25 protein-coding genes and 2 pseudogenes are annotated in these 25,488 nt (G+C 58.9%); 17 read left to right on the forward strand and 10 right to left on the reverse strand.

Translation table 11 applies throughout. The annotated features are described in order from the left end of the window. Positions 1-67: 67 nt before the first annotated feature. Positions 68-1,162 carry a Fic family protein gene (locus tag AABC73_RS11230; RefSeq protein WP_341523629.1) on the forward strand — a complete coding sequence of 365 codons (1,095 nt, stop codon included), beginning with the start codon at positions 68-70 and terminating at the stop codon, positions 1,160-1,162. Then, positions 1,159-1,536 carry a VOC family protein gene (locus tag AABC73_RS11235; RefSeq protein ID WP_341523630.1) on the forward strand — a complete coding sequence of 126 codons (378 nt, stop codon included), beginning with the start codon at positions 1,159-1,161 and terminating at the stop codon, positions 1,534-1,536. The genes AABC73_RS11230 and AABC73_RS11235 overlap by 4 nt, the downstream gene beginning before the upstream one ends. A 65-nt stretch (positions 1,537-1,601) precedes the next feature. On the opposite strand, the pseudogene AABC73_RS11240 reads toward AABC73_RS11235, so the two are convergent. The 3 genes and pseudogenes from AABC73_RS11240 to AABC73_RS11250 all read right to left on the reverse strand — a co-directional run. Next, positions 1,602-1,796: pseudogene (locus tag AABC73_RS11240) on the reverse strand (IS110 family transposase); the annotation flags it as partial. 28 nt (positions 1,797-1,824) lie between these two features. Beyond that, a pseudogene (locus AABC73_RS11245) lies at positions 1,825-2,071 on the reverse strand (Rieske 2Fe-2S domain-containing protein); the annotation flags it as partial. A gap of 75 nt (positions 2,072-2,146) precedes the next feature. Beyond that, entirely contained in the window at positions 2,147-2,629 is a 483-nt protein-coding gene (locus AABC73_RS11250) for a GFA family protein (protein ID WP_341523631.1), read from the reverse strand. Between the two features lie 249 nt (positions 2,630-2,878). On the opposite strand from AABC73_RS11250, the gene AABC73_RS11255 reads away from it, so the two are divergent. Next, positions 2,879-4,504 carry a methyl-accepting chemotaxis protein gene (locus AABC73_RS11255; RefSeq protein WP_341523632.1) on the forward strand — a complete coding sequence of 542 codons (1,626 nt, stop codon included), beginning with the start codon at positions 2,879-2,881 and terminating at the stop codon, positions 4,502-4,504. A 139-nt stretch (positions 4,505-4,643) separates the two neighbouring features. Beyond that, on the forward strand, positions 4,644-5,888 hold the full coding sequence (locus AABC73_RS11260) for an AGE family epimerase/isomerase (protein ID WP_341523633.1): 1,245 nt from the start codon (positions 4,644-4,646) through the stop codon (positions 5,886-5,888). 486 nt (positions 5,889-6,374) lie between these two features. Here AABC73_RS11260 and AABC73_RS11265 read toward each other — a convergent pair whose 3' ends face one another. Together AABC73_RS11265 and AABC73_RS11270 are read right to left on the reverse strand one after the other, a co-directional pair. Then, a complete protein-coding gene (locus AABC73_RS11265) occupies positions 6,375-7,163 on the reverse strand; it encodes an exodeoxyribonuclease III (protein WP_341523634.1) in 789 nt (262 codons plus the stop codon). Positions 7,164-7,235: 72 nt separating this feature from the next. Beyond that, entirely contained in the window at positions 7,236-8,327 is a 1,092-nt protein-coding gene (locus AABC73_RS11270; RefSeq protein WP_341523635.1) for an AbrB family transcriptional regulator, read from the reverse strand. Between the two features lie 120 nt (positions 8,328-8,447). On the opposite strand from AABC73_RS11270, the gene AABC73_RS11275 reads away from it, so the two are divergent. Then, positions 8,448-9,350: a LysR family transcriptional regulator gene (locus tag AABC73_RS11275; protein WP_341523636.1), complete on the forward strand. Its 903-nt coding sequence runs from the start codon at positions 8,448-8,450 to the stop codon at positions 9,348-9,350. 99 nt (positions 9,351-9,449) lie between these two features. After that, the gene (locus AABC73_RS11280) at positions 9,450-9,680 is read left to right on the forward strand and encodes a hypothetical protein (RefSeq protein ID WP_341523637.1); all 231 of its coding nucleotides are present in this window, start codon (positions 9,450-9,452) and stop codon (positions 9,678-9,680) included. Here the strand turns inward: AABC73_RS11280 and AABC73_RS11285 are convergent. Continuing rightward, positions 9,666-10,178 carry a nucleoside 2-deoxyribosyltransferase gene (locus AABC73_RS11285; RefSeq protein WP_341523638.1) on the reverse strand — a complete coding sequence of 171 codons (513 nt, stop codon included), beginning with the start codon at positions 10,176-10,178 and terminating at the stop codon, positions 9,666-9,668. The two genes, AABC73_RS11280 and AABC73_RS11285, sit on opposite strands and share 15 nt — an antisense overlap. A 172-nt stretch (positions 10,179-10,350) precedes the next feature. On the opposite strand from AABC73_RS11285, the gene AABC73_RS11290 reads away from it, so the two are divergent. Further along, positions 10,351-12,030 (forward strand): VRR-NUC domain-containing protein, encoded by a 1,680-nt coding sequence (locus AABC73_RS11290; RefSeq protein ID WP_341523639.1) that lies wholly within the window; start codon positions 10,351-10,353, stop codon positions 12,028-12,030. A 159-nt stretch (positions 12,031-12,189) separates the two neighbouring features. Here the strand turns inward: AABC73_RS11290 and AABC73_RS11295 are convergent, their stop codons facing one another. Then, positions 12,190-13,521: an OprD family porin gene (locus AABC73_RS11295; RefSeq protein ID WP_341523640.1), complete on the reverse strand. Its 1,332-nt coding sequence runs from the start codon at positions 13,519-13,521 to the stop codon at positions 12,190-12,192. 312 nt (positions 13,522-13,833) lie between these two features. Here AABC73_RS11295 and AABC73_RS11300 point away from each other — a divergent pair, with 312 nt between their 5' ends. Then, on the forward strand, positions 13,834-14,334 hold the full coding sequence (locus tag AABC73_RS11300; RefSeq protein WP_341523641.1) for a VOC family protein: 501 nt from the start codon (positions 13,834-13,836) through the stop codon (positions 14,332-14,334). 82 nt (positions 14,335-14,416) lie between these two features. Here AABC73_RS11300 and AABC73_RS11305 read toward each other — a convergent pair whose 3' ends face one another. Both AABC73_RS11305 and AABC73_RS11310 read right to left on the reverse strand, forming a co-directional pair. After that, positions 14,417-14,755 carry a hypothetical protein gene (locus AABC73_RS11305; RefSeq protein WP_341523642.1) on the reverse strand — a complete coding sequence of 113 codons (339 nt, stop codon included), beginning with the start codon at positions 14,753-14,755 and terminating at the stop codon, positions 14,417-14,419. Positions 14,756-14,847: 92 nt separating this feature from the next. Further along, positions 14,848-15,753 (reverse strand): LysR substrate-binding domain-containing protein, encoded by a 906-nt coding sequence (locus tag AABC73_RS11310; RefSeq protein WP_341523643.1) that lies wholly within the window; start codon positions 15,751-15,753, stop codon positions 14,848-14,850. A gap of 144 nt (positions 15,754-15,897) precedes the next feature. Here AABC73_RS11310 and AABC73_RS11315 point away from each other — a divergent pair, with 144 nt between their 5' ends. The 9 genes from AABC73_RS11315 (at position 15,898) to pstB (ending at position 24,396) form a co-directional block, all read left to right on the forward strand. Further along, positions 15,898-17,022 (forward strand): FAD-dependent oxidoreductase, encoded by a 1,125-nt coding sequence (locus AABC73_RS11315; RefSeq protein WP_341523644.1) that lies wholly within the window; start codon positions 15,898-15,900, stop codon positions 17,020-17,022. Continuing rightward, entirely contained in the window at positions 17,012-17,338 is a 327-nt protein-coding gene (locus AABC73_RS11320; protein WP_341523645.1) for a (2Fe-2S)-binding protein, read from the forward strand. Before AABC73_RS11315 ends, AABC73_RS11320 begins: the two co-directional genes overlap by 11 nt. Next, positions 17,331-18,749 (forward strand): FAD/NAD(P)-binding oxidoreductase, encoded by a 1,419-nt coding sequence (locus AABC73_RS11325; protein ID WP_341523646.1) that lies wholly within the window; start codon positions 17,331-17,333, stop codon positions 18,747-18,749. The genes AABC73_RS11320 and AABC73_RS11325 overlap by 8 nt, the downstream gene beginning before the upstream one ends. A 13-nt stretch (positions 18,750-18,762) precedes the next feature. Then, positions 18,763-19,119, forward strand: a complete 357-nt coding sequence (locus AABC73_RS11330) for a RidA family protein (protein WP_341523647.1) — start codon at positions 18,763-18,765, stop codon at positions 19,117-19,119. A 128-nt stretch (positions 19,120-19,247) separates the two neighbouring features. After that, positions 19,248-20,030, forward strand: coding sequence for an ABC transporter substrate-binding protein (locus tag AABC73_RS11335; protein WP_341523648.1), 783 nt, complete (start codon positions 19,248-19,250; stop codon positions 20,028-20,030). Positions 20,031-20,638: 608 nt separating this feature from the next. Beyond that, positions 20,639-21,658 carry a phosphate ABC transporter substrate-binding protein PstS gene (pstS, locus tag AABC73_RS11340; RefSeq protein ID WP_341523649.1) on the forward strand — a complete coding sequence of 340 codons (1,020 nt, stop codon included), beginning with the start codon at positions 20,639-20,641 and terminating at the stop codon, positions 21,656-21,658. An 82-nt stretch (positions 21,659-21,740) separates the two neighbouring features. Beyond that, complete coding sequence (gene pstC / locus AABC73_RS11345; RefSeq protein ID WP_341523650.1) at positions 21,741-22,736, forward strand: phosphate ABC transporter permease subunit PstC; 996 nt, start codon at positions 21,741-21,743, stop codon at positions 22,734-22,736. Next, the gene (gene pstA / locus AABC73_RS11350) at positions 22,733-23,617 is read left to right on the forward strand and encodes a phosphate ABC transporter permease PstA (protein ID WP_341523651.1); all 885 of its coding nucleotides are present in this window, start codon (positions 22,733-22,735) and stop codon (positions 23,615-23,617) included. Before pstC ends, pstA begins: the two co-directional genes overlap by 4 nt. Beyond that, on the forward strand, positions 23,617-24,396 hold the full coding sequence (gene pstB / locus AABC73_RS11355; RefSeq protein WP_020289787.1) for a phosphate ABC transporter ATP-binding protein PstB: 780 nt from the start codon (positions 23,617-23,619) through the stop codon (positions 24,394-24,396). The genes pstA and pstB overlap by 1 nt, the downstream gene beginning before the upstream one ends. Before the next feature lies 1 nt (position 24,397). Here the strand turns inward: pstB and AABC73_RS11360 are convergent, their stop codons facing one another. After that, entirely contained in the window at positions 24,398-25,336 is a 939-nt protein-coding gene (locus AABC73_RS11360; RefSeq protein ID WP_341523652.1) for a LysR family transcriptional regulator, read from the reverse strand. Positions 25,337-25,488: the final 152 nt, after the last annotated feature.

Raw genomic sequence — 25,488 nt, forward strand, 5'->3', positions numbered from 1 at the left:
TTCTGCCGGGCAGATGAGCGACGATAGTGTCGGTTTTGCGCAGTGAATTGATCCTGGAATCGAATGCATGAAGAAATACCAACCTCCCGTGACCTTGACCCCGCGAATGCTTTCCCTGGTGGCGGACATCAGCGAAGAATTGGGGCGGCTGTCGGCCCTGGGTGAAGTCAGTCACGCGCCGATGTTGCGACGCGGTAATCGGATACGGACGATTCAGGCGTCCCTTGCCATCGAAAACAACACCTTGAGTGTTGAGCAAGTGACTGCGGTTCTCGATGGGCAGCGGGTATTGGGTTTGCCTCGGGAAATTCAGGAAGTACGCAATGCCTTCGCTGCCTATGAAGCGATGACCCAATGGCGGCCGAGCAACTGTGTCGATTTATTGGCTGCCCATAACCTGCTGATGCTGGGATTGATTGATGATGCCGGTTGCTTCAGGCAAGGAGGAGTGGGCATCTATCGTGGCAATCGACTTTTGCACATGGCTCCGCCGGCCAATCGGGTCAGGACCTTGATAGATGATTTGCTCGGTTGGGTAGCAACTGCGCAAGTCCATCCGCTGATCGCCAGTTGCATTTTTCACTACGAATTTGAATTCATTCATCCATTTGCCGACGGTAATGGACGGATGGGGCGACTATGGCAAACGCTCATGCTCAGCCAGTGGCGACCGATGCTGGCTTATCTTCCTGTCGAGACGGTTATCCGCGAGCAGCAGGAAGCTTACTCCGCAGCGCTGGCTGCGGCGGATCAACTGGCTGAGGCCACGCCGTTTGTAGAGTTCATGTTGAGCGCACTACAGCAGGCACTCGCAGAAGCGGCTGCGTTGAGTATCCAGAGTGTTGAACCGACCGCACAAGCTACCGCACAAGTAGCCGCACAAGTGACCGAACAAGTCCGGCGGCTTCTTGAAGCTTTGCGCAACGGTCAGGCACTGGGTGCTGCCGAGCTGATTGAGCATCTAGGGCTCACGCATCGCCAGTCGTTTCGCAATAGTTACCTTAACCCGGCACTGGTTGCCGGGCTCATCCAGATGACCAAACCTGCTTCACCGCGCAGTCCCGCGCAGGCCTACTACTTGACCGACAAGGCGCGCCTCCTGTTATCCGGCAAGCCTCCCGCGGCCACGCTAAACCCACCAAACAACCGAGCGCAACCATGATCGATCATCTGGACCACCTGGTACTGACCGCCGTCGATGGCGAAGCCACCAAGGATTTCTACACTCGCGTGTTGGGAATGCAGCTGGAAACCTTCGGCGCCGGGCGTATGGCGTTTCGGTTTGGCAATCAGAAAATCAATCTGCACATCCGCGGGCATGAGTTCGAGCCCAAGGCTCATGTGCCAGTGCCGGGTGCGCTGGACCTGTGCTTTATCGCGTCTATCCCGCTGGAGCAGGTCATCAAGCATTTGAACGCGGCGCAGTGGCCGATTATCGAAGGCCCGATCCTGCGCACCGGCGCCACGGGGCCGATTCGCTCGGTGTATGTGCGTGATCCGGATTTGAACCTGATCGAGATTTCAGAACTGGTTTGAATTGGCCAGCGCCCGTCCACCGCGTTGGAGATGCTATGTTCGTGAGCAACCCCAGGCATAAAGTTTGGGGTGTACTCCGTCTGGCTTTTCATCAAGGCAAACATGACTCGCGCGAGCTTTCGGGCGAGGACTACCAGCGCTTGAGTGGGTTTGAACCCTCGGGCCAGGTAGCTTTGGTAATACGGTTTCCAGGTTTCAGACCGACTGGCCGCCATTGAGCTGTTGTGCAACAGACGCCGATACTCCGAGTCGCCGCGTTTGGAAAGGCGTCGCTATTAGAAAATTCACCTCGCGATAGAAGCTTTCTTCCCGCAGCGGCGGTGTTTCATCCGGCGGCATATCCCCGGAGATCACGAATTTGCTCAGTACAGATCGCGCCCTTGGCCAGCGGTGCGCCCGCGTGCGGGCATTTGCCTTGATAGGTACGCACTTGCTCACCGATGGGCACCAGAACAATGGTCTGTTCGCCGATCTTGATTTCGCTGCGGCGATCTTTGGCAAGATCAGCAAAGCGGGCGACGGTAGGCAGGGCCATGGCTTTCTCCTGGCAGGCTTTTGTTGGGAGTCAGGCGCCGGGTGCCAAGGTTCACTGCAACTAAAATCCACATCGTCAGCGGACCAGGCCCAGGCGCTCGTGCCAGTCGGCAATGGATTCTTCGGGGAAACCATCGAACAGCTTATCGCCCTCGTGGGCTTGCACTTGCACCCACGACGCCTTGGAATCGATCAGCAGATGCGTGTGTTCAGGCGGTGTCGGCAGCGGGGTATCGATAGCTGACGCAAATGGATGGATCAGCTCGGGCCATTCGGGGCTGAACAGCCACAAGCCGCTGCCGCACAGTTTGCAGAAATGCCGCTCGGCGCTGCTGGTATGCACATGATGATCATCACGCATCCTGGCGTGATAAATCGCGATGTGTTCGCGGCCTTTGACCTTCAGGCTTTTAGCGTCGCCGCTGAGGTTGATCGAATAGCCGCCCCCGCCCTGTGTCTTGCGACAGATCGAGCAGTAGCAGCGTTGATAAGGATACGGATGGGCGCTGTTCAGGCTGAACTCGACCTCACCGCAATGGCAGGAACCTTCAAGATGCATGACTAAATCTCCTCAAGACATGCCTGAGCGCTGATAAAAAACTCCAGGCACTTAGGTTCTAGACAAGCGGATATCGGATTGAGTGTCTTCGTTCGTCGGACAATTCTGGCCTGGATGAAAGAATTGTTACCCAGGAACGCTCAAGAAGCGCGCGGTCAAGTCGATAGCGTCTGAAGTTGTCGGACAATTCAAGCCTGCCAAGTCCTGTTTCCTGATAACCCTTCTGTTCAATAACAAGAGCTCATGGCCATGAACCTACGCAATTTGACCATCGCCCGCCGCGCTGGCCTTGGCTTCACCCTGATTTCCCTGTTGGTTGCTTTGCTGGGTTGGTTCGCGTTGGCGCAGATGTCGGCCATTCGCCAGAGCGAATTGGCGGTTGAAAGCAACTGGATGCCGAGCATGCGGGTGGTCAGCGATATTCGGGAAAACATGCTGCGTATCCGCACTATCTCGCTGCGTATGGCGCTGGACCCAGACCCAAAGAACATCGCTACCTACCGCGGTCAGCTGGATGTACGTAATCAGGACCTGAATAAAAAGCTCGATACGTTGAGCGCCTTTGTCGATACCCCGGAAGAAAAGGTTCTCAATGACCAGTTCCGCATAACGCTGGGCGACTATCAGAAAGGGCTCGAGCGTTCCTTCGTCCTGGCGGCTCAGAACGACCGCGACGCGCTGAATAAGCTGCTGCTGGTGGACATGAAGCCGATCGTCGACGGTTCCGGCAAGCAACTCAGTGATTTTGGCGAGTTCTACGCAAATCAGGTTGACGCCGAAGGCCAGGCTGCCGAGGCGCAATACAGTAAATCAAAGACCATCGTCCTGTTCTTCGTGGTCATTGCCGGGCTGGGCACCATCGTCCTGGCCTTGTGGTTGACGCGCAGTATCGTGCGCCCGCTGCACACCGCCGTGATCGCCGCTGAAAGTGTCGCCGCCGGCGACCTCACGCAAACCATTCACGTGGATGGCAATGACGAAGTCACACGTCTGTTGGCCGCTCTGGAAAAAATGCAGGGCAATCTGCGTTCGGCCATGCGTCATATCGGCAGCTCGGCGACCCAGCTAGCGTCGGCGGCGACTGAACTCAATTCGGTGACCGAAGACAGCTACCGTGGCCTGCACCAGCAGAACGCCGAAATCGATCAAGCGGCCACCGCCATCAATGAGATGACCTCGGCGGTGGAAGAAGTGGCGCGCAACGCCGTGTCGACTTCCGATGCTTCCAACCAATCCAACGTTTCGGCCCAGGCCGGGCAGGCTCGGGTGGTGGACACGGTGCAGTCGATCCAGACCCTTACCGATAACGTTCAGGCAACCTCGAAACTGGTGCAGAACCTCGCGGATCAGTCCCAGGATATCGGCAAGGTGCTGGACGTGATTCGCTCGATTGCCGAGCAGACCAACCTTCTGGCACTCAACGCCGCCATTGAAGCCGCACGGGCAGGGGAATCAGGACGCGGTTTCGCAGTAGTGGCCGATGAAGTCCGGGCCCTGGCGCACCGCACTCAGCAGTCGACGCTGGAAATCGACAAGATGGTCACGGCGATGCGCAGTGGTTCCGCTCAGGCGCTGGAATCGATGCAGACCAGCAGTCAGCGCGCGGGCGAAACTCTTTCTCTGGCGCAAGGCGCTGGGGTATCGCTGAGCGATATCACCGCGTCGATCAACCAGATTTCCGAGCGCAACCTGGTCATCGCCAGCGCTGCTGAAGAGCAGGCGCAAGTGGCGCGGGAAGTGGATCGCAATATCGTCAATATCCGTGATCTGTCCATGCAATCGACCCATGGCGCCAATCAGATCAGCGCGTCGAGTCATGAGCTGTCGCGTCTGGCCGTGGAGTTGAACGCGGTGGTGGCTCGCTTCAAGGTCTGAAGCAGCATTCATCTGTCGAGGTATAACGGCGAGCTGTCCACGTGCTGGACCGCTTGCCGCTGGCCGTCCGGGCCGGGCATGATTCGCCACGGCCGATCATCCCGGCCATCGGACTATCGACAGAGGCGAAACAGCTTCCATGGACAATAAAAATCACACCTTCAGCAGCTGGCTGCGCGCGCCGGCCCACCATGATTGGCTGGCTCGCGAAGGCAGCCGCCTGCTGAGTTTCGCCAAGGCTTCGCGCCTGCCCCAAGGGTTTGGCAATCTGGACGCACGCGGCGTACTGCCTGCCGACGCCCGTGCCGAAACCATGAATACCGCCCGCATGACCCACAGTTTCGCCATGGCCCACGTGCGCGGCATACCCGGTTGCGCGGCATTGGTGGATCACGGCATTGCGGCGCTCGCCGGGCCGCTGCGCGACGCCGAGCACGGTGGCTGGTTCAGCGGGCCGCTTGACGATGGCCGCAAGGCTGATAAGCAAGCCTACCTGCACGCGTTTGTCGCGTTGGCGGCCAGCTCCGCTGTGGTGGCGGGGCGCGCGGGCGCGCAAGAGCTGTTGTCGGACGCGATCCAGATCATCCAGCGCCGCTTCTGGAGCGAAGCGGAAGGCACCATGCGCGAATCCTTCGCTCGGGACTGGAGCGGCGAAGAGCAATATCGCGGCGCCAACAGCAATATGCACAGCACCGAAGCCTTTCTGGCCCTGGCCGATGTGACCGGCGACGCGCAATGGCTGGATCGCGCGCTGCGCATCGTCGAACGGGTGATTCACGGTCACGCCGCCGCCAATGACTTTCAGGTGGTCGAGCACTTCAGCCAACGCTGGGAACCATTGCCCGACTATAACCACGACAATCCCGCCGACGGCTTTCGCCCGTTCGGCACCACGCCGGGCCATGCGTTTGAATGGGCGCGCCTGTTGTTGCATCTGGAAGCGGCACGGCAACGGGCGCATCTGCCCACGCCGGCCTGGCTGCTGAAAGATGCGCAGCAGTTGTTCGCCAGCGCCTGCCGCAATGCCTGGGCAGTCGATGGCTTGCCGGGGATCGTCTACACCCTGGACTGGCAGAATCGCCCGGTGGTGCGTCATCGTCTGCATTGGGTGCACTGCGAGGCAGCCGCCGCTGCCGCAGCCTTGTTACAACGCACTGACGAAAAGCAGTATGAAGACTGGTATCGCCGCTTCTGGGAGTTCAACGAAACCCTGTTCATCGACTATGCGCAGGGCAGCTGGCACCACGAACTCAATCCACAAAATCAGCCAAGCGCTGATATCTGGGCTGGCAAACCCGACCTGTATCACGCCTATCAGGCGACAGTCCTGCCGGTGCTGCCGTTGGCGCCCAGTTTGACGACGGGATTGGCGGCGATGGGGTAGTTTGCCAAACAGGGTTGTTGATCGAGTACATATCCGTTGCTGCGGTAACGGCGACTCAGGGTTCCGCCCTGACGGCGGGTTACTTGGAAAAGCGCCAAGTAACCAAGCGCTCTCGCCCCTGACGTCCGGTGGTTCGCCTGGGCTCACCATACCCTCGCTCCGGTCTTGCTCCGTGGGCCCGCCGCCATCGGCCATCCCTGGCCAAGGGCGGCTAACCCGGCATCCATGCCGGGTTGCCCACTGCGCAAAACCTGCGCTCGGCCTTCCGACGGGGCAGGTCAAGATCAAAAGCCAAAGCCAAAGCCAAATCAACAGCCAGAACAGGTTTGTGGGAGCGAGCAATGCGTCCAGCAGTCAACACCGGCCCCGTTGGAGCGAGGCTTGCCCGCGAAGAACGATGACGCGGTAGTGCTGGATCACCGAGGCGTCTGATTCGCCAACAAGTCCGAACGCCGCCCGTGTGCTGCTGGCGGGGATTGTGTTCGATCAATCCCCCATATCCAGCTCAACCCACGTCGGCGCGTGATCGCTGGCGTGGGGCAGGTCGCGGGGCCAGCGGTCTACGCCAGCGTTGGTCAAGCGCGCGGTGGTTTCGGCATTGAGCAGCAGGTGATCGATCCGCAGCCCCGAATTGGTTTTCCAGTGATTGCGGAAATAGTCCCAGAACGTATAAATCCGCTCGTCCGGAAACTGCGCACGCAAGGCGTCGGTCCAGCCCTGGTCGAGGAGGCGCTGAAAACACTCGCGGCTTTCCGGTTGCAGCAGCGCGTCCTTGAGCCATGAGCGAGTGTTGTAGATGTCTTCATCGGTCGGCACCACGTTGTAGTCGCCAGCCAGCACCACCGGATGGCCGCTGGCGTACAGCGACGCGGCGTGGGCGATGAGCTTTTCGAACCACGCCAGTTTGTAATCAAACTTGGGCCCCGGCTGCGGGTTGCCATTGGGCAGGTACAGACAACCGACGATCACCCCATGGGCGGCTGCCTCCAGATACCGGCTGTGGCTGTCTTTTTCATTGCCCGGCAGGCCGCGGCGGATTTCCAGCGGTTCCATGCCCTTGGCGAGGATCGCCACGCCGTTCCAGGAAGTTTGCCCGTGCCAGATTGCGCCGTACCCGGCATCGCGGATATCACCGATGGGGAACGCCAGGTCGGTCGCCTTGAGTTCCTGCAGGCAGACGATATCGGGAGCTTCGCGGTCCAGCCATTCCAGCAGGATCGGAAGCCGGGCGCGAATGCCGTTGATGTTGAAAGTAGCAATTTTAAGCGGATCCACGGGGGCGTTCCTCTCAGGTGCAACAGCCGATAGCTATTTGAGAGGTCCGTGGACAAGAGATTCAATGCGTTTTCAATGGGCTTGCGCAGTTTTTGGCGTGGTCAGGCGAATGATCTGCCGCGCGAAGAAAGCGCCGGTGAGAATCACGCCGATCAAGCGCAGGGTTTGCATGGCCAATACGAAACCCACATCGGAGTGGGTATCGATGGCGATGATCGCCATGGCATCCAGCCCGCCCGGACTGGTGGCCAGATAGACCGAGAGGAAATCCTTGCCAAGCATGACGGCGATCAACCAGGCGGAGAGGGCACACAGCACAATCAGCAGCAACGAGCCCGCAATCATTGCCGGTAGGCGGCGCCAGACATAGCTGATCGTTGGCCGATCGAAACGCAAGCCAACATAACTGCCGATAGCGCCATAAGCCAGGGCGAGCATCCACGACGGCAGGGTGATTTGCAGCACCCCGCTCAATTGCAGCGCACCGCCAATCAACAGCGGCCCCATCAACGCCCCGGCCGGCATGCGTTTGGCGACAAAGATACCGAAAACGATCACGCCCAGACTCAGGGCGAAACTCAGCAGATTCAGGCCTTCCACTGCGATATCTCGTGCATGAGCCTGGGTACCGCCGCCTTCCACGCCAATCAGACGACTGACCAGCGCGCCGATAGTGACCACGCAGACCACACGCACATATTGCATGGTCGCAACCACGCGGGAATCGGCGCCGTAATCCTCGGACATGGCGACCATTGCCGATGCCGCACCCGGCGAAGTGCCCCAGGCGGCTGTACTGCCGGAGATGCCCGCATAGCGCACCAAGGCCAAGCCAACCACAGCGCTGAGCAGCACGATCAGCACGGTGGCGAACAACATCACGTACCAGGACTGCACGACAGTCACCAACACGGCCATGCTCATTGAGTGCGCAACCAGTGCACCGACCGTGCCCTGACCCAGCTGAAACGCGATCCTGGGCATGCGAATGCTGGCCCCGGAAACGCCGAAACCAATAGCCACCAGCATCGGGCCGAGGAATAGCGCAGCGGGAATTTGCCAGTACATCAACAGCTGCCCGACCGCTCCGGCGATCAGGATCAAACCGAACCATTGCAGTGTGGGAGGAAGGGTGTGAAGGGAAAAGCGTGGTGCGCGCAGCAAGGGAGAGCTCCCGTAACGGTAGACGCTCATCGAGGCATCCAGTGCTGGCAAGTATCGACACTGCAACCGATCAAGTCTATTTTCTAATAATCATGAATTGATAACTTTGGTTGATGAATTATGGATCTTCGCGATCTTACCTATTTTGAAACGATCGCCGAGCTGGGCCACCTGGGTCGGGCTGCGCAGAAACTCAACCGCAGCCAGCCCGCGCTGACCAAAAGCATCCAGCGTCTGGAAGAATCATTCGGCACCAAGCTGTTCCAGCGCGATGGCCGACGTATCAAGCTGACGCCGGTCGGTGAGCTGTTGCAGGCGCGGGGCAAGGTCCTGCAGCAGAGCATCGCTCAGACCCAGCGCGAGGTGCGGGATTTTGCCAGCGGTGCGGTGGGCAACATTCGTCTGGGCTGCGCGGCGACCATGGCCGAATACCTGTTGCCGAAGCTGACCTCGGCATTGCTGCAACGGGCGCCGGACATCACCTTGAAAATGGTCATCGGCCAGGACGACCTGCTGCGCGAGTCGCTGCGTTCCGGCCAGCTGGACATGATCATCTGCTCGCTGATCACCGATGACGAACAGTGCGAGAGTCATGCAATCCTCAAGGATGAAGCTGTGGTCATCGCCAGCAAGGATCATCCGATTTTCAAGACCCGCTACACCATGGAGGACCTGGCGAGGTATCGCTGGGTATTGCCACCGGTGGGGGTTTCTTCGCGCAAATGGCTGGACGAAGCCTTTTTAAGGCATCGTTTTCCGTTGCCGGTGGTGCAGATCGAGGCCAACTCTATTCCGCTGCTGCCCGGCCTGATCGAGCGCACCAGTCTGCTGAGCTTCACCGCCCGGGAGACCCTGGAGTTTGGCAACAATATGCAACGTTTGCGCGAAGTGGCGCTGGAACACACGACGATGAAGCGCACCATCGGCTGCACGGTGCGCAAGGGTGGCTATCTGTCGCCTGCGGCCCAGGCCATGGTGCAGATGTTGCGCGACAGCAGCGGGGAATTTTTGAGCTGGACGTGATGCGGGTAGCTCCATTTCTGCGCGCACTGGGTTAGCCTGTGGCTTATACGGGGGTGAACGGCACCCTCGATCGAGGAAAACGATCAGGAGCAGGACACGATGCAGAGCCACCTACATTCGCTGAGCCATCAGGCGTTGATGCCGCTTTTCGCCACCAGCGATCACCACTTTGGCGGTGATCAGTCGCCCCTCAATGACGCCGATGCCGACGAAGATACCGACCCGGAAGGCTATCTGGATCTGGATGAACTGGGGCTGGATGAATTCAGCGACTCGGACAAGCTGGACCCGATCTTCGGCAGCGATGTAGGTTCTTCATCGCTGAATTGACGCCAGATGCAGCGACAACGCTTCGACGCCCAGCTCCACGGTCGAGCTGGCTCCGGCCCAGGTACATGCCAGCATCAGGTTGCGCGGCAGGCCGAAATCTTCCACCACATAACCTTTTGCATCGCAGCCGTTGCCATCATGTGGCACCAGATCGCGCAGAGATGGCACCGGCTCGAAATACACCCAGACCGGTTTGTTCAGCGCGATCGCCATGCCGACTTCAAACGCCGTGCCCGAATCGGGTTCAAGGCCGCGAAACACATTGAGGTTGGCCAGCACCGCCGAGCAGCGCTGGATCATGGCGATGTTCATCGAGCAGATCATGCTGGCGGTTGCTTCGGGCGACAGCTGCGGGACGACTTCGTTGTCGAAGGGGTACAAGCCTTCCAGGCCGTGGGCGCTACACAGAGCCTTGAGGTAGTTGCCGTGTTCGATGGCGTCCTGACGGAACACGTCAAAGCCGGCCAGATAAATCTGCGGGGCAGTACGGATGTGCATGGCGTTCTCCAGTGAGCCGGTCGCATCGGGGAATTCTATACCCTGCGCGTGGGATGACTCACGTGATCCGGACCTTGCGTCGCCACCATTTATCCGGCCGCCGGTAACCAGAGTGGAATCTGTACGGATAACCAGTATCCTTGAGCGACCTTTCCCACGCGTGAACCCGGCCGTGCCTACGTTAGAACTGGAAAACCCTTTCTACTACCTCGATAACTTTCGTCAGGTCCTGGCCTGGATCGCCCAGCGCTATGACGATTTGCTCGATGAGCAGGAACGGCATTTCATCACCACCTTCGACGCGTTGCCGCAACCCGCACAAGGGCTGCTGGTGCGCATGGTCATGCGCAAGGGCCTGTTGTTTCGGGCCAGCAAGCTCAGTTACGAAGAAATCGGTGATACCCGGCTGGCGGTCATGCCGTTGTTGCACACCGGTTGGGTCGATCCTCGGCCGGCGTTGAGCCTCGAACAACTCTTCGCCTTGCTGCGCAAGGCGGAACTGAGCCAGTGTTTCAAGCATCACGGGGTAAAGGGCGTCGAACGCAAAACCGAGCTGCTCGCCCGATTGCAGCCATTGCATGAGTCGGCGCTGGCGCTGGACGAATGGTTCGCCGAGATCGACGACAAGGTTTTCCAGCTGACCGTCATGCCCATCTGCGACCGGCTGCGGCTGTTGTATTTCGGCAATCTGTACCAGGAATGGTCCGAGTTCGTGCTGGCTGATCTGGGCATCTACCGCTATGAGAAAGTCGAATTTTCCCCGCAGTCCCGAGGCATTGCCGAGCGTGCGGACATCGACACCTGCCTGGCGCTGCACCTGTGTCGTCAAGCTTTGGATGATGCAGCGGATCTGACCGAGCTGGCGCTCGCGGCCATCGCGATCAATACCTCGAACCCATGGTTACGCATGCGGCATGGCAAATTGCTGTTTCAGATCGGGCAGCAGGCCGAGCGCTTGCAGGATTGGCCACTGGCGTTGCGCGTCTATGAACAAAGCCAATATCCCGGAGCGCGCTCCCGGCGAATTCGCGTGCTGGAGCGCAGCGCCGAGTATGCGCAGGCCTTGGTCTTGCTGGAGCACGCGCAGGCCGCCCCGGAAAACGACGCGGAAAAACAGCATCTGCTGCGCATCTTGCCGCGTCTGCAACGCAAGCTGGGCCTGGCCGGCAAGCAACGGCGCGTGGTGCGCGATGTGCAACGGCTGGACCTGTGCGTTGCGCCGCGCCCGGATCTGCGCGTCGAGCAATTGATTCAGCTGCATCTGGCCGAGGAGGGCAGCCAGGTGCACTACGTCGAAAACACCCTGATCAATTCGTTGTTTGGCCTGCTGTGCTGGCCGGCGATTTTTGCGCCATTGCCCGGGGCGTTCTTTCATCCGTTCCACAGCGGACCTGCGGATTTGCACAGCCCGGATTTTTATCAACGCCGCGCCGCATTGTTCGAGGAATGCCTGGCGCAGCTGGATTGCGATGCATGGCAGGCCACTATCCGCGAGCACTATCTGAGCAAGTTCGGCCTGCAATCGCCGTTCGTGTTCTGGGGCGCGCTGACGCCAGAACTGCTGGAACAGGCCTTGCTGTGTTTGCCGGTCGAGCATCTGCGCCACTGGTTTCGCCGCCTGCTGCTGGACATCAAGGCCAATCGCACCGGCATGCCCGACCTGATCCAGTTTTTCCCGGAGCAGCGCCGCTATCGCATGATCGAAGTCAAAGGCCCCGGCGACCGCCTGCAGGACAACCAACTGCGCTGGCTGGATTTCTGCGCCGAGCATGGCATGCCGGTGGTGGTGTGTTATGTGCGGTGGGAGGTTGTGCCGGTGGATGAGGTCAGTTGCACCGGGATATCAGCGTGAAAGCGATTCTTCCGCAGCATCGCGCGGCAAATCGTTGGCGAGGCTTGCCCGCGAATGAGCCGTAGTAGCGACCGTAGGAGCGACTTTAGTCGCGAGAGCGTCAATTGCCCTCCCGGCTAAAGCCGTTCCTACAGCAAGCCTGCAACGAATTCGTAAGAGTTAAAGAATCGAAATCGGATAATCGACAATCACCCGGAATTCATTCTGGTCGCCCTCGGCCTGATCGGCATTGCCACGATGCCAGGCCTGACGCAGGCGTACGGAAAGGTCCTTGGCCGGGCCTTGCTGGACGACGTACTTGGCCTCCAGGTTGGTTTCGTGATGTTTGCCGTCTTCACCATAACCGTACGCGCGATACGGGCTGTCCAGCGCCATCTTCGTGCCGTCGATGTCCTTGCCGTTGGCGTAGCGCGCCATGAAACTCAAACCCGGCACGCCGTAGGCGCTCATGGCCAGGTCATAACGCGCCTGCCAGGACTTTTCACCCGGGCCGTTGAAGTCCGAATATTGAATCGAGTTGGCGAGGAAGATCGAGTCCGCGCTCGAGCCAGGTCCGTTATCGCCAAAGCCTGCATAGTCGAACGGCTCATCACCGTGTACTTGTTGATAGGCGAGCGTGAAAGTGTGGCCCGCCAGGAATGCATAGGCGCCAGACAGCGACCAGGTAGTGTTGCTGATATCGCCAGCCTTGGCCTGGCCTTCATCGTTAGTGCGGTAGATATTGAAGTCAAAGACCATAGACTGGTCGTTGGCCAGTGCCAAAGTGTAGTTGGCATTGGCATAGTATTGACGCCAGATGTCTTCGAACTCTGATCCATACAGCGAAACGGAGAGGGCATCGGTGATTGCATACTTGCCGCCCACATAATCAACACTGTTGGCGGTCACCCCTGCGTAGGTCGCGTAAATTTCGCCGTCTGAGTCGGTATGTTGCGGGCCGTTGGCGGCGGTGAAGTGGCCAGCCTCAAGATCCAGTCCGGTTATTTCGCTGCTTTGCAGAGAAAGTCCGGTCGCCGTCTGGGGGAATAACCGGGTGCCGCCTGCGGCGAACACCGGCGCAGTAGGCTGCATCTGGCCCCACTTGAGCAGGGTCTTGGAGAAACGTACTTTCAGTGCGCCACCGGCACTGCTGAAGTTGCTTTCCGGGCTGCCATCGCTGTCTACCGGAATGTTGCCGGTGCCCGACCTTCCTGCGCCGCCATCCAGTTTGAGACCGAACCAGCCGTAGGCATCCACACCGAAACCGACTGTGCCTTGAGTAAACCCTGAGGAGAAATTACCCAATACACCCTGCGACCAGTCTCTTCGATCGCCGATGCCATTTTTACCGTCGCGATTGAAGTAGTAATTGCGCAATAGCACATTGGCCTTGGCGTCTTCCATGAAGCCTTTTGCTTCGCCTTGATCGCTGACAAACGCTTCCGCGGCGGCTGTTTGCATAGCCGCCGCCGTAATTGCCACTGCAATCAAACTGATAGTAATCACTTTCATGATGGCTCTACCTTTGGGTATTTGAAATGCTGTGCCCGTATCAATAACGTGGCTGCCAGAGTTCGCCCGCAAACAGCCAAGCATAATAGCAACCTTTCAAATTGCCACTTGAGCGGCTAAATCAAGTTCTTATCGGCGGCTGTTTTCTGACGATTGGTAAGTTGTCAGGTTAGTTAGTCTCTTGTTTTGGAAGTTGCTTGTTTCATTTCTGAAACGGTTTATTTCATGTTTGCCTGGATGTCGAAACCGGGTGTCGTGGATCGACCAATCAAGTACGTGGCGTCGGGCGTCACGCTTCTGTGGAGAATATTCATGGCTATAAAACAAATGATCAGTCCCTGCCTGTGGTTCGATGATCAGGCGCAGCAGGCTGCGGAGTTCTATACCGGTGTTTTCGAAGATTCGCGAATTCTCGGGATCAGCCACTACGGCGAAGCTGGTTTCGAGGTGCATGGGCGGCCAGCCGGGTCGGTGATGTCGGTGATGTTCGAGTTGCGCGGGGAGTTATTTACTGCCCTTAACGGCGGGCCACTCTTTACCTTCAACGAAGCGATATCGTTGCAGGTGTACTGTGAAAGCCAGGCGCAACTGGATAACTATTGGGATCGTCTGTCGGCAGGTGGCGACCCGAATGCCCAGCAATGTGGTTGGCTCAAGGATAAATACGGCCTGTCCTGGCAGATTTTGCCGAGTCTGTTGCTGGAAAAGATGGGCAGCGGCAGCGTCAGTCAGAATGACCGACTGATGACCGAGATCCTGCAAATGAAGAAGCTTGATATCGCCAGGCTGGAACGCGCGTTCAGCGGGGCTTGATAAAGGAAACGACAAGCCGATGCAATGCTTTGCAAAGGCTTGTCAGTCAGGTGCTGTGCGCGAGGCTGCGGCAGTTCAACGCTTAACTGCCGCCGCCACTGCCACCGTTGCCACCGTTGCCACCCGCGCCGCCGCTACCGCCATCACCACCGCCGCCACTGCCGCCCATGCCTTGTTTGTTGCTCATGCCGCCGCCGGTGCTGCTGTCGGTGCCTATATTGGCGGGTTCCGGGTCCATGCCTTTCACGCCGGGACTGGTGCCTTTGGTGCCGGGGTTAGTGCCGTCGGTGTTTTTTTCCAGAGGGACTTTCGGTGCGTTGTCCACCGGATCGGTCGGCCCGGTCGAACCGGCAAATGCCGAACCCGCAACCGTGGCCAGCAACCCGGACAGGGCGAGGGCAGTCAGTCTTTTGTTGAACATGATGTGAGTCTCCATTGTTATCGGGGCCATACATCTGATTGGTTGCTGGATTCACCATGGAGGTGCCGCTGCGCCCGACCAACGGCAGCACATCAGAACCGATAGATTTCGGGAATCTCCCTCTTGATGAAGGCATGCATGTGCTCAAGGAAACTGTCCTGCAGGCGCGAAGCTTCGCCGTGCACCGGCAACAGCATGCAGAAATCCATCTCGATTGCCGGCTCGAAGGCTTTGAATACAATGCCTTTTCCGCGATATTCCACGGCGCTGATCGCATCGACCAGCGCGACTCCCAGACCTTGCTCGACGAAGCCGCACATGGGCAGCGACAGCTGGGTTTCCAGGCGCAATTGGCGCTCCACATTATGGGTCGCGAAAATCGTATCAATCTGTTGCCGCGAGCCGATGGCGTGCGGGTATGAGATGAAGGCCTCACCTTCAAGGTCCTGCGGCACGATGAGGGGTTTGTCCTGCAGGCGATGCCCTGCGGGAACCGCGCACAGCATTCGGGTTGCGAGCAACTTCTCGCCACGAGGACTTGGATAGGTGTTGGGCAGGACAATGATGCCCAGGTCGCAGCGTTGACTGGCCACCAGGTCAATCACTTCTCGCGACGAATTCACCACCAGGGAAATCTGCACCTGATCATGCTCGGCGATGAAGCTGGCAATGGCTCGCGGTAAAAAAGCCAAACCCATGGCTGGCGCGCAAGCGATCTGCAGCGCGCCGCGCTTGAGGTTATGGATGTCCCGCGCAGTGCGGGCGATGCGCTCGACGCCGATCAGCGATCTTTGCACCTCCTGATACAGGGCCATGGCTTCGGCAGTGGGCTGCAAGCGGCCTTTGATGCGGTCGAACAGCGCAAAGCCGATGTCATCTTCGAGGCTGGCGATCAGGCGAGTCGCCGCCGGTTGCGAGATATGCAGCATCTCTGCGGCACGCGTCACCGTCTGGCCAAGGATCACCGCGCGGAAGGCTTCGAGTTGCCGCAGATTCATAATCATCAACCCATAACAAAAAGACATGAGTGAACGAAAATAAAGCATTTTTAAAGCGCGCGTCAGCCTTCTAGGATCCTTTTCATTGAATAAAGACGGCCTGATCATTGATGGATCAAGCCGCACCAGATGAAAACGGACCTTATGCATAAAGCTGATGTGATTGTCGTAGGCGGTGGTCTGGTGGGGATGTCCATTGCTTATGGACTGGCCTTGTTGGGGCGGCAGGTCTGCGTTCTGGACGAAGGCGACGATGCATTTCGCGCCGCGCGGGGCAACTTCGGCCTGCTCTGGGTCCAGAGCAAGGGCTACCACATGAGTCCCTACGCGCAGTGGACTCGCGATTCAGTGGCGTTATGGCCGCAACTGGATGCAGCGCTGCGTGCCGATACCGGAATCGAGATTCACCTGCGCCAGCCGGGCGGTTTTCAGCTGTGTCTGAGCGATGAGGAAATGGCCGAGGAAACCCGCCGTCTGGTGTGGCTGCGCGAGGCTTTCGACGGCGATTACCCTTTCGAGCTGCTGGACCCGGCGCAATTGCGCAAGCGCTTGCCGGGCATCGGTCCTGACGTGGTGGGCGCATGTTTTTCGCCCATGGACGGCCACGTCAATCCACTCAAGCTGCTGCGTGCCTTGTATGCGGCCTGCCAGTTGCGCGGGGTGCAGGTAATCAGCGGCCAGCACGTGGATGCCATCGGTCAACATCCCGAAGGTTTCGAAGTGGCGGTTGGCGAGCACCGTTTTCACGGCAAACAACTGGTGCTGGCTGCCGGACTGGGCAATCGGCCATTAGGCACCGAGCTAGGGCTGGACGTGCCGGTGCGGCCCAATCGCGGGCAGATTCTGGTCACGGAACGCCTCAAGCCGTTTTTGCATTACCCCACCACTTACGTCCGGCAAACCGACGAAGGCACCGTGCAGCTGGGCGATTCCCTGGAATCGGTGGGCTTCGATGACAGCACCAGCAGCGATGTGATGGGCGATATCGCCCGACGCGGGGTGCAGTGTTTTCCGCGTCTGGGTCAGGTGCGATTGGTCAGGGCCTGGGGCGCGTTGCGGGTATTGAGCGCCGACGGTTTTCCCATCTACGACTCACCGACGACTTGCCCTGGCGCCTTCGTGGTCAGTTGCCACAGCGGCGTCACGCTGGCCGCCGTGCACGTGTTGCGGCTTGCTCCGTGGATAGCCGGGCAGGGCGATGAACAGCCCATTCAGCCATTCAGCCTTGCCCGATTCAGCGGCACCCATGAGGTACGTCATGCTCACTGAAGCGTTGTTTCGCAGTCTCGACAGTGCGGCCGGGCGCGTCGATATCCAGTTCGAGGGGCAGCTTTTGTCTGTTCCCGCCGACATGTCCCTGGCGGCCGCGTTACTGGCCAGCGGCGTCCACCAGACCCGGGAAAGTGCCATCAACGGCAGGCCTGGCGCGCCTTATTGCATGATGGGCGTCTGCTTTGAGTGCGTGGTGGAGATCGATGGGCTGGCCAATTGTCAGGCCTGTCTTACTGCCGTGCGGCCCGGCATGAGCGTGCGGGTTCAGGCCGGCGCTCGGGACCTGTTGCCGTGGAGCGACGAAGATGAATGATCAGCCCGTGGATTTGCTGATCATCGGCGCCGGCCCTGCCGGGATGAGTGCGGCCATCGAAGCGTCACGTCTGGGCCTGAAGGTCGTTCTGCTGGACGAACAGGCCAGCCCCGGTGGACAGATCTACCGCAATATTCGCAGTGCATCCGCGCGCAGTTGTGCCGTACTCGGCGTTGACTATGTGGCCGGTGGCGAACTTGCCGAAGCATTCATGGCCAGCGCCGTGGATTACCGCCCAAACGCTTCGGTATGGCAAACAACACCGGAACGGCGCGTGCATTACCTGGTCGATGGCCGTGCCGAAGTCTTGCAGGCGCGCCATCTATTGATTGCGACGGGTGCGTTCGAACGGCCGATGCCGATTCCAGGCTGGACCCTGCCCGGCGTGATGACCGCCGGAGCGGGGCAGATCCTGCTCAAGAGTGCCGCGCTGATTCCGGCCGGACCCGTGGTGCTCGCCGGTTGCGGCCCCTTGTTGTATCTGCTGGCGGTGCAATACCTGCGGGCCGGCATCGCCATCCAGGCGCTGGTCGACACCAGCGGCCACGGCGATGCAGTGCGCAGCTGGCGGCAACTGCCTGGCGCATTGCGCGGCTGGCGGGATTTGCTTAAAGGGCTGCACCTGCTGGCGGAATTGAAACGCGCGGGCGTCCGTCATTACCGCAACGCGCGCCAGCTGCGGGTCGAGGGCGAGGGCCGCGCGACGGGTTTGAGCTTCGACTGCGCCGGTCGCTCGTGGACGCTGCCGGCATCGTTGATCCTGCTGCATCAGGGCGTGGTGCCCAATACCCAGATCAGCTGGTCCTTGCGGGTCGAGCATGACTGGAATGAGCAGCAGGCTTGCTGGATTGCACGCCGCAGCGCCGAGGGGCAGACCAGCCTGCCGGGCATCTTCATCGCCGGTGACGGCGGGGCGATTGGCGGCGCCAGCGTTGCACGGTCGCAAGGTTGTCTCGCGGCCCTGACGATTGCCTATCAACAGCAACGCATCGATCAGGCGCAATGGAAGCGTCTGGCCAAACCCTGGCGACAGGCCTTGGATCGCGAGAACGCGGCACGCCCGTTGATCGACGCGCTGTATCGCCCGCAAGCGGAAAACCGCATTCCTGGCGATGACGTCACGGTCTGCCGCTGTGAAGAGGTCAACGCCGGTGCGATTCGTCAGTACGTCGATCTGGGCTGCCTGGGTCCCAATCAGACCAAGGCGTTCGGGCGCTGCGGCATGGGGCCTTGTCAGGGGCGAATGTGCGGGCTGACGGTCACCGAAATCATTGCCGAGCGGCGCCGCATCAGTCCTGCGCAAGTGGGTTATTACCGAATTCGCTCGCCGCTCAAACCCATCACCCTCATGCAATTGGCCGGTGAAAAGCCTTCTGCCGGGTGCCAACTTTCTATTAATACCACCCCTTGATAAGGAATTTCCCATGAGTACACCCATACACCGCATCGAAAGCAACGCGCGATTAAGCAGATGCGTCGTGCACAACGGCGTGGCCTGGCTGAGCGGCATCGTTGCAGCCGATTGCACGCAGGACATTCGCGGTCAGACCCGCCAGGTGTTGGCGCGCGTCGACGAATTGCTGGCGGCGTCCGGCAGCGACAAGGGCCGTTTGCTCAGCGTGCAGATCTGGATGAAGGACATGACGGCAGATTTTTCCGGCATGAACGAAACCTGGAGCGCTTGGGTGGATGCCACGCAAACCCCGGCCCGCGCCACCGCGCAAGTGATGTTCGACGACCCGGAGATCCTGCTGGAGCTGATCGTCACCGCTGCCGTCTGACCTTTGCTTGCCATGGAGCAGGGCGCCAACAGAGCGCTCACTCCCGCTGTTCACATTGCTGCTGCCAATAACGGACACGATCCTTTCCGGGGCGTGACCGATTTGAACAACATCGTCTGGAGCCATGCATGAACCTGAAAAACACCGTAATCAAATTCGGCCTCGCCTCACTCCTGGCGCTGGCCGTCAACGCCCAGGCCGCCGAGCCACAGCTGCGCATCGGTATCGAAGCCGCTTACCCGCCATTCGCGTCCAAGACGCCGGATAACCAGATCGTCGGCTTCGACTACGACATTGGCCAGGCGCTCTGCGCCGAGATGAAAGTCGAATGCGTCTGGAAGGAAAACGAATTCGACGGCTTGATTCCGGCCCTCAAGGTCAAGAAGGTCGATGCGATCATTTCCTCGATGTCGATGACGCCGGAGCGCATGAAGTCCGTGGATTTCAGCAATCGCTATTATCGAATCCCGGCGCGGCTGGTGGTGCGCAAGGACAGCGGCATCACTGACGTGCCCGCGCAGCTCAAAGGCAAGCGGATCGGCGTGCAGCGGGCGACCAATTTCGAGCGTTACGCCACTGAAAAATTCGTTCCGCAAGGCGCGATACTGGTGCCGTACAGCTCGCAGAACGAAGTGTTCCTCGACCTGCTGGGCGGCCGACTGGACGCGACCATGGCCAGTTCGGTGGCCATCGATGAAGGCTTGCTGAAGAAACCCGAAGGCAAGGATTACCAGTTCGTCGGCCCGACGTTCACCGAAGAACAGTACTTCGGGACCGGCATCGGTGTCGCCGTGCGCAAGAACGACCCGTTGGCTGGCCGCTTCACTCAGGCGATTGCCGCAATCCGCGCCAATGGCACGTACGAAAAGATTCGACTGAAGTATTTCGATTTCGATATTTACGGGGAGTAACCGAACGAATCCGTTGGAGCAAGGCTTGCCCGCGAATGCCTGAACTGTAGGGCCGGGTTCATCCGGGAGTGCGTCGGTGCAGTCAGCGAGAGAGTCAGCGCCTGTCCCGGCCTTCTCGCGAATGAATTCGCTCCTACGATTCCGAAAACGGCGCGGTCTTGTAGGACCGGATTCATCCGGGAGGGCGTCGGTGCAGTCAGCGAGAGAGTTGGAGCCTGTCCCGGCCTCCTCGCGAATGAATTCGCTCCTACGATTTCGATATCGGCGCGATCTGTAGGACCGGATTTATCCGGGAAGACGTTGGTGCAGATAACACATCGGCGGCGTCTGAGGGTTGCCTAAAAAATAAAATCTCCTACAGGTCATGCGTGCCTGTAATGGCATTGAGCCTTTATTTTTTTTCATCACCTGAAAATCCATGAAACCCCCGTATTCATTGACTGAATTCGGGGGTTTCTGGTTTTTGGCGCGTAAGACATCACCTACAAAAAATCCCGAAAATGACACAACTCGACTGATTGTCATTAAACCGCAACATTCCAAGGATTAAATCCGCATCGGGCCTTCCCATGGATGGGCCATCAAAATTCTCTTGTTGAGGTATTGCCGTGATACTGCTGACTAAAAAACGCTTGTCGCTTCTGATCGCTTCGCTGTGCCTGAGCGGTATGGCCCATGCGACTGACGTAACGGGCGCTGGTTCGAGTTTCGTTTTTCCGGTTATCTCCAAGTGGTCCCAGGACTACAGCAAAACCGCGGACAACCGTATCAACTATCAGTCCATCGGTTCGGGCGGCGGTATCGCTCAGATCAAGGCGGCCACCGTTGACTTCGGCGCATCCGATGCCCCGCTGTCCGCAGACGATCTGCACGCTGGCGGCCTGGGTCAGTTCCCAAGCGTGATCGGCGGTATCGTGCCAATCGTCAACGTTGAAGGCGTGGAAAGCGGCGAGCTGAAGCTGGACGGCCCAACCATCGCCGAGATCTTCATGGGCAAAATCAAGAAGTGGAACGATCCAGCCATTGCTGAATTGAATTCCGGCGTGAAGCTGCCCGATACGGCTATCACCGTTGTTCACCGTTCGGACGGTTCGGGCACCACTTACAACTTCACCAACTACCTGAGCAAAGTCAGCCCGGAGTGGAACGAGACGTTGAAGTTCGGTTCGACAGTGGTCTGGCCAGCCGGTGTGGGTGGCAAGGGTAACGAGGGTGTTTCTGCCTACGTGAAGCAGATCAAAGGTTCGATCGGCTACGTCGAGTATTCCTACGCCGTTACCAACAAACTGGCTTACACCCAGCTGAAAAACGCTGCCGGCAAGTTTATCAAGCCTGACGCCAAGGCGTTCGCTGCAGCTGCCGACACCGCCGATTGGGCAAGCGCCAAAGACTTCAACCTGATCATGACCAACGCTCCAGGTGAAGCTGCATGGCCAATCACGGCCACCACCTGGATCATCATGTACAAAAAAGCCAAGAACGAAGAGAAAAGCGCAGCTGCTTTCGACTTCTTCAAATGGTCTTTGAACAACGGCCAGAAACAAGCCGAGTCGCTGGACTATGTGGCTCTGCCCAAGTCGCTGGTTGACCGCGTGGATGCCTACTGGAAAACGGAATTCACCAAGTAAGTGATCCAAGCCCGTACACCCCTGTCATCGAGCCGCGATATCGGCTTGGTGGCAGGGGCTTTTTCTTACGAGTGGACCCAACATGACTGAAAACACCCAATACCTGTCCGCTAACGTCACCGAAGTTGAATCCGATGGCGAAAAGCGCGCCAAGCGGGATCACCGCCATGACTTGTGGTTCAAGCGGTCGTTACAAGCAGCTGCCATGCTGGTGCTTGCAATGCTGGGTTGTATTGCACTGTCCACTCTCTGGGGCGGCAGTCTGGCATTTCAAACCTTCGGGTTTGAGTTTCTGACCAGTACCGAATGGGACGTGAACGCCGGCAAATTCGGCGCACTGGTTCCGATCTACGGCACACTGGTGACATCATTTCTGGCTTTGCTGATCGCCGTTCCGGTGAGTTTCGGCATTGCGATTTTCCTGACCGAAGTTGCGCCGCCCTGGTTGCGGATGCCTGTTGCCTCGGCCATCGAACTGTTGGCGGGGATTCCTTCGATCATTTATGGCATGTGGGGCCTGTTTGTATTCGGTCCGTTCATGGCTGAACACCTTTCGCCCTGGATCACCGAGAACCTGGGTGCATTGCCGCTGATCGGCCCGATGTTTCAGGGGCCGCCACTGGGTATCGGCATGCTCACGGCAGGTATCGTGCTGGCGATCATGATTACGCCGTTCATTACCTCGGTCATGCAGGAAGTCTTCCGCACCGTACCCACCACGTTGAAAGAGTCGGCTTACGCATTGGGCGGCACGACCTGGGAAGTGGTATGGGACATCGTTCTTCCCTATACGCGTTCAGCGGTAGTCGGCGGTGTGTTTCTCGGTCTGGGTCGCGCGTTGGGTGAAACCATGGCGGTGACCTTCGTGCTGGGTAACGCCCACCAATTCTCGGCCTCGCTGATGATGCCGAGCAGCTCTATCGCTTCGGTGATCGCCAACGAGTTCAACGAGGCCTACACCGACTTGCACCGTTCGGCCCTGATCGCTCTTGGCTTCCTGTTGTTTGTCGTCACCTTCATCGTGCTGGCTCTGGCCCGTCTGATGCTGTCTCGTCTGTCACGCAAGGAGGGGTTATGAGTAAGGACATGGCAGGCAGCGAGCGCCTTTACCGCTCTCGTAACTTCAAGAACAAAATTGCGATGGTGCTCAGCTGCGGCGCCACGGCATTTGGTCTGTTGTGGCTGGTCTGGATTCTGTTGACCACCATCATCAAGGGTATTGATGCCCTGAATCTGCAGCTGTTTACCGGCATGACGCCACCGCCTGGTACCGAAGGCGGTCTGGCCAACGCGTTTTACGGCAGTGTGCTGATGTCCGGTATCGGCCTGCTGATCGGTACCCCGATTGGTTTGATGGCCGGTATCTGGCTGGCCGAGTTTGCCCGTTACACCAAACTGGGCAACACCGTGCGCTTCATCAACGACATCCTGCTGTCGGCGCCTTCCATTGTTCTCGGTCTGTTTGTCTACACCGTGGTCGTGTTGCCGCTTAACGCTATTACCAATCATCAGGTTGGCTTCTCGGCGCTGGCCGGGGCCCTGGCTTTGGCGTTGCTGGTGATTCCGGTGGTGGTGCGCACCACGGATGAAATGATGCAACTGCAGCCGTCGACCATGCGTGAAGCGGCGTTGGCATTAGGGGTTCCACAATGGAAGCTGACCTTGCAGATCGTCCTGCGTGCCGCCAAGGCTGGCGTGGTCACCGGTATCCTGCTGGCGCTGGCGCGTATTACCGGCGAAACCGCGCCGTTACTGTTCACCGCTTTCGGCAACCAGTTCTGGAGCAGCGATCTGCTCAAACCGATCGCCAGTGTTCCGGTGGTGGTCTTCCAGTACGCCATGAGCCCGTTCGACGACTGGCACTCTCTGGCCTGGGCAGGTGCTCTGGTCATGACCTTGTTCGTGCTGTTCCTCAGTCTTGCTTCCCGCTTAATTCTTTTGCGCAATAGGGCGTCATGATGAATAACCTTTCCCTTGCCAATGAAAAAACCAAGATTCAAGTCCGTGGTCTGGAGTTTTTCTACGGCGGCCAGCAATCCCTGAAATCCATCGACATGGTGATCCCGGAAAAACGCATTACGGCGATCATCGGTCCTTCGGGTTGCGGCAAATCGACCTTGCTGCGGGTTTTCAACCGTATCTACGCGATGTACCCAAAGCAGGAAGCCAAGGGTGAAGTGCTGCTCAATGGCGAGAACATCCTGGCCCCTGGCTATTCTATGAACCGCCTGCGCAGTCACGTCGGCATGGTGTTCCAGAAGCCGGTGCCGTTTCCGATGTCGATCTACGACAACATTTCCTACGCCATCAAGCACCACGAAAAGCTCTCGCGTCGTGAGATGGAAGATCGCGTTGAACAGGCTCTGCGCGGCGCGGCGCTGTGGGATGAAGTCAAGGATAAGCTCAAGCAAAGCGCTACCGGGCTGTCCGGCGGTCAGCAACAGCGTCTGTGCATCGCCCGCACCATCGCGTTGCGTCCACAGGTCTTGTTGCTGGACGAACCGACTTCAGCCCTTGACCCGATTTCCACCGGGCGCATCGAGCAGCTGATTACCGAGCTCAAAGAGCAGTTCACGGTGATCATCGTGACCCACAACATGCAACAAGCGGCGCGCTGCTCGGACTACACCGCGTTCATGTTCATGGGCGAGCTGATCGAGCACGGCGACACCGACACCATCTTCACCAAGCCTTCCAAGACCCAGACCGAAGACTACATCACCGGGCGTTTCGGCTGATTCAAGGCTGATCTGTCACCTGGGCGGGCGCCGACGCGGGCTCGCCCATGAAGTCTTCCAGCCGCCGACGCAGCCAGCGCTCGGCCGGATCGGTGTCCATTACGCTGAGCCAGACCATGGACAAATCCAGGGTCGGGGTAATGAATGGCAGCGGTTCATCCTGTACCAATCCCAACGCACTCATCGCACTGGCGGTGTAAGTCGGCATGTTCGACAGCAAGTCAGTTCCGGCCATCAAGGCAGGCAACGTGCTGTATTGCGGAATCGACAACACCACATGCCGCTTGCGGCCCAGCGCGCTCAGCCACTCATCGGCGAAGCTGCTGATGTTGGCCACGTGGGACACCACCACATGCGGTCGTGAGCAATATTCATCCAGAGTCAGTGGCGTGGCCGATTTGTCGGCGCGGATTACTCGGGGCTGAATAGTCCGCAGCAGCTTGCGCTTGGCATTGGCCGGTAGTTCTCGGGTCAGGCAGACCCCGGCCGTGATTTCCCCTGAAATCAGCAGTTCGGAAATATTCCAGTAGTCCACGTGCTTGACCACGATTACCACGCCCGGTGCTTCCAGGCGGATGGCGCGCAGCATGGCCGGCAGCAGACCGAATTCGACGTCATCGGACAGACCAATGCGGAAGGTCATGTTGCTGCTGGCCGGGTCGAAGTCGTGACTCAAGCTCAAGGCCGTGGACATGGCGTCCAGCGCCGGCGACAGATGCAGAATGATTTCCTGGGCGCGAGCGGTCGGCTCCATGCGGTGCCCGACGCGAATGAACAGTGGATCGTTGAACAAGGCGCGCAGTCGATTGAGCGCTGCGCTGATGGTCGGCTGGCCGAGAAACAGCTTTTCGGCGGCGCGGGTCACGTTGCGCTCTTGCATCAAGGTCTCGAACACCACCATCAGGTTGATGTCGGCCTTGCGCAGTTGATTTCGGTTCATTGTGGTAGCAATCCGCGGGGGGTTATGGCCCTGTGCGGGCAAGCTACCAGTTGCAAGCCCCAAGCGACAAGCCGCAAGCGGTGTCGTCAAGCGGCTTGCAACTTAAAGCTGGCAGCTTGCAGCGGCTTCCAATGAACTTCCCGTTCGGCTTA

The organism is Pseudomonas sp. G.S.17, from assembly GCF_038096165.1.
Classification (GTDB): Bacteria; Pseudomonadota; Gammaproteobacteria; order Pseudomonadales; family Pseudomonadaceae; genus Aquipseudomonas.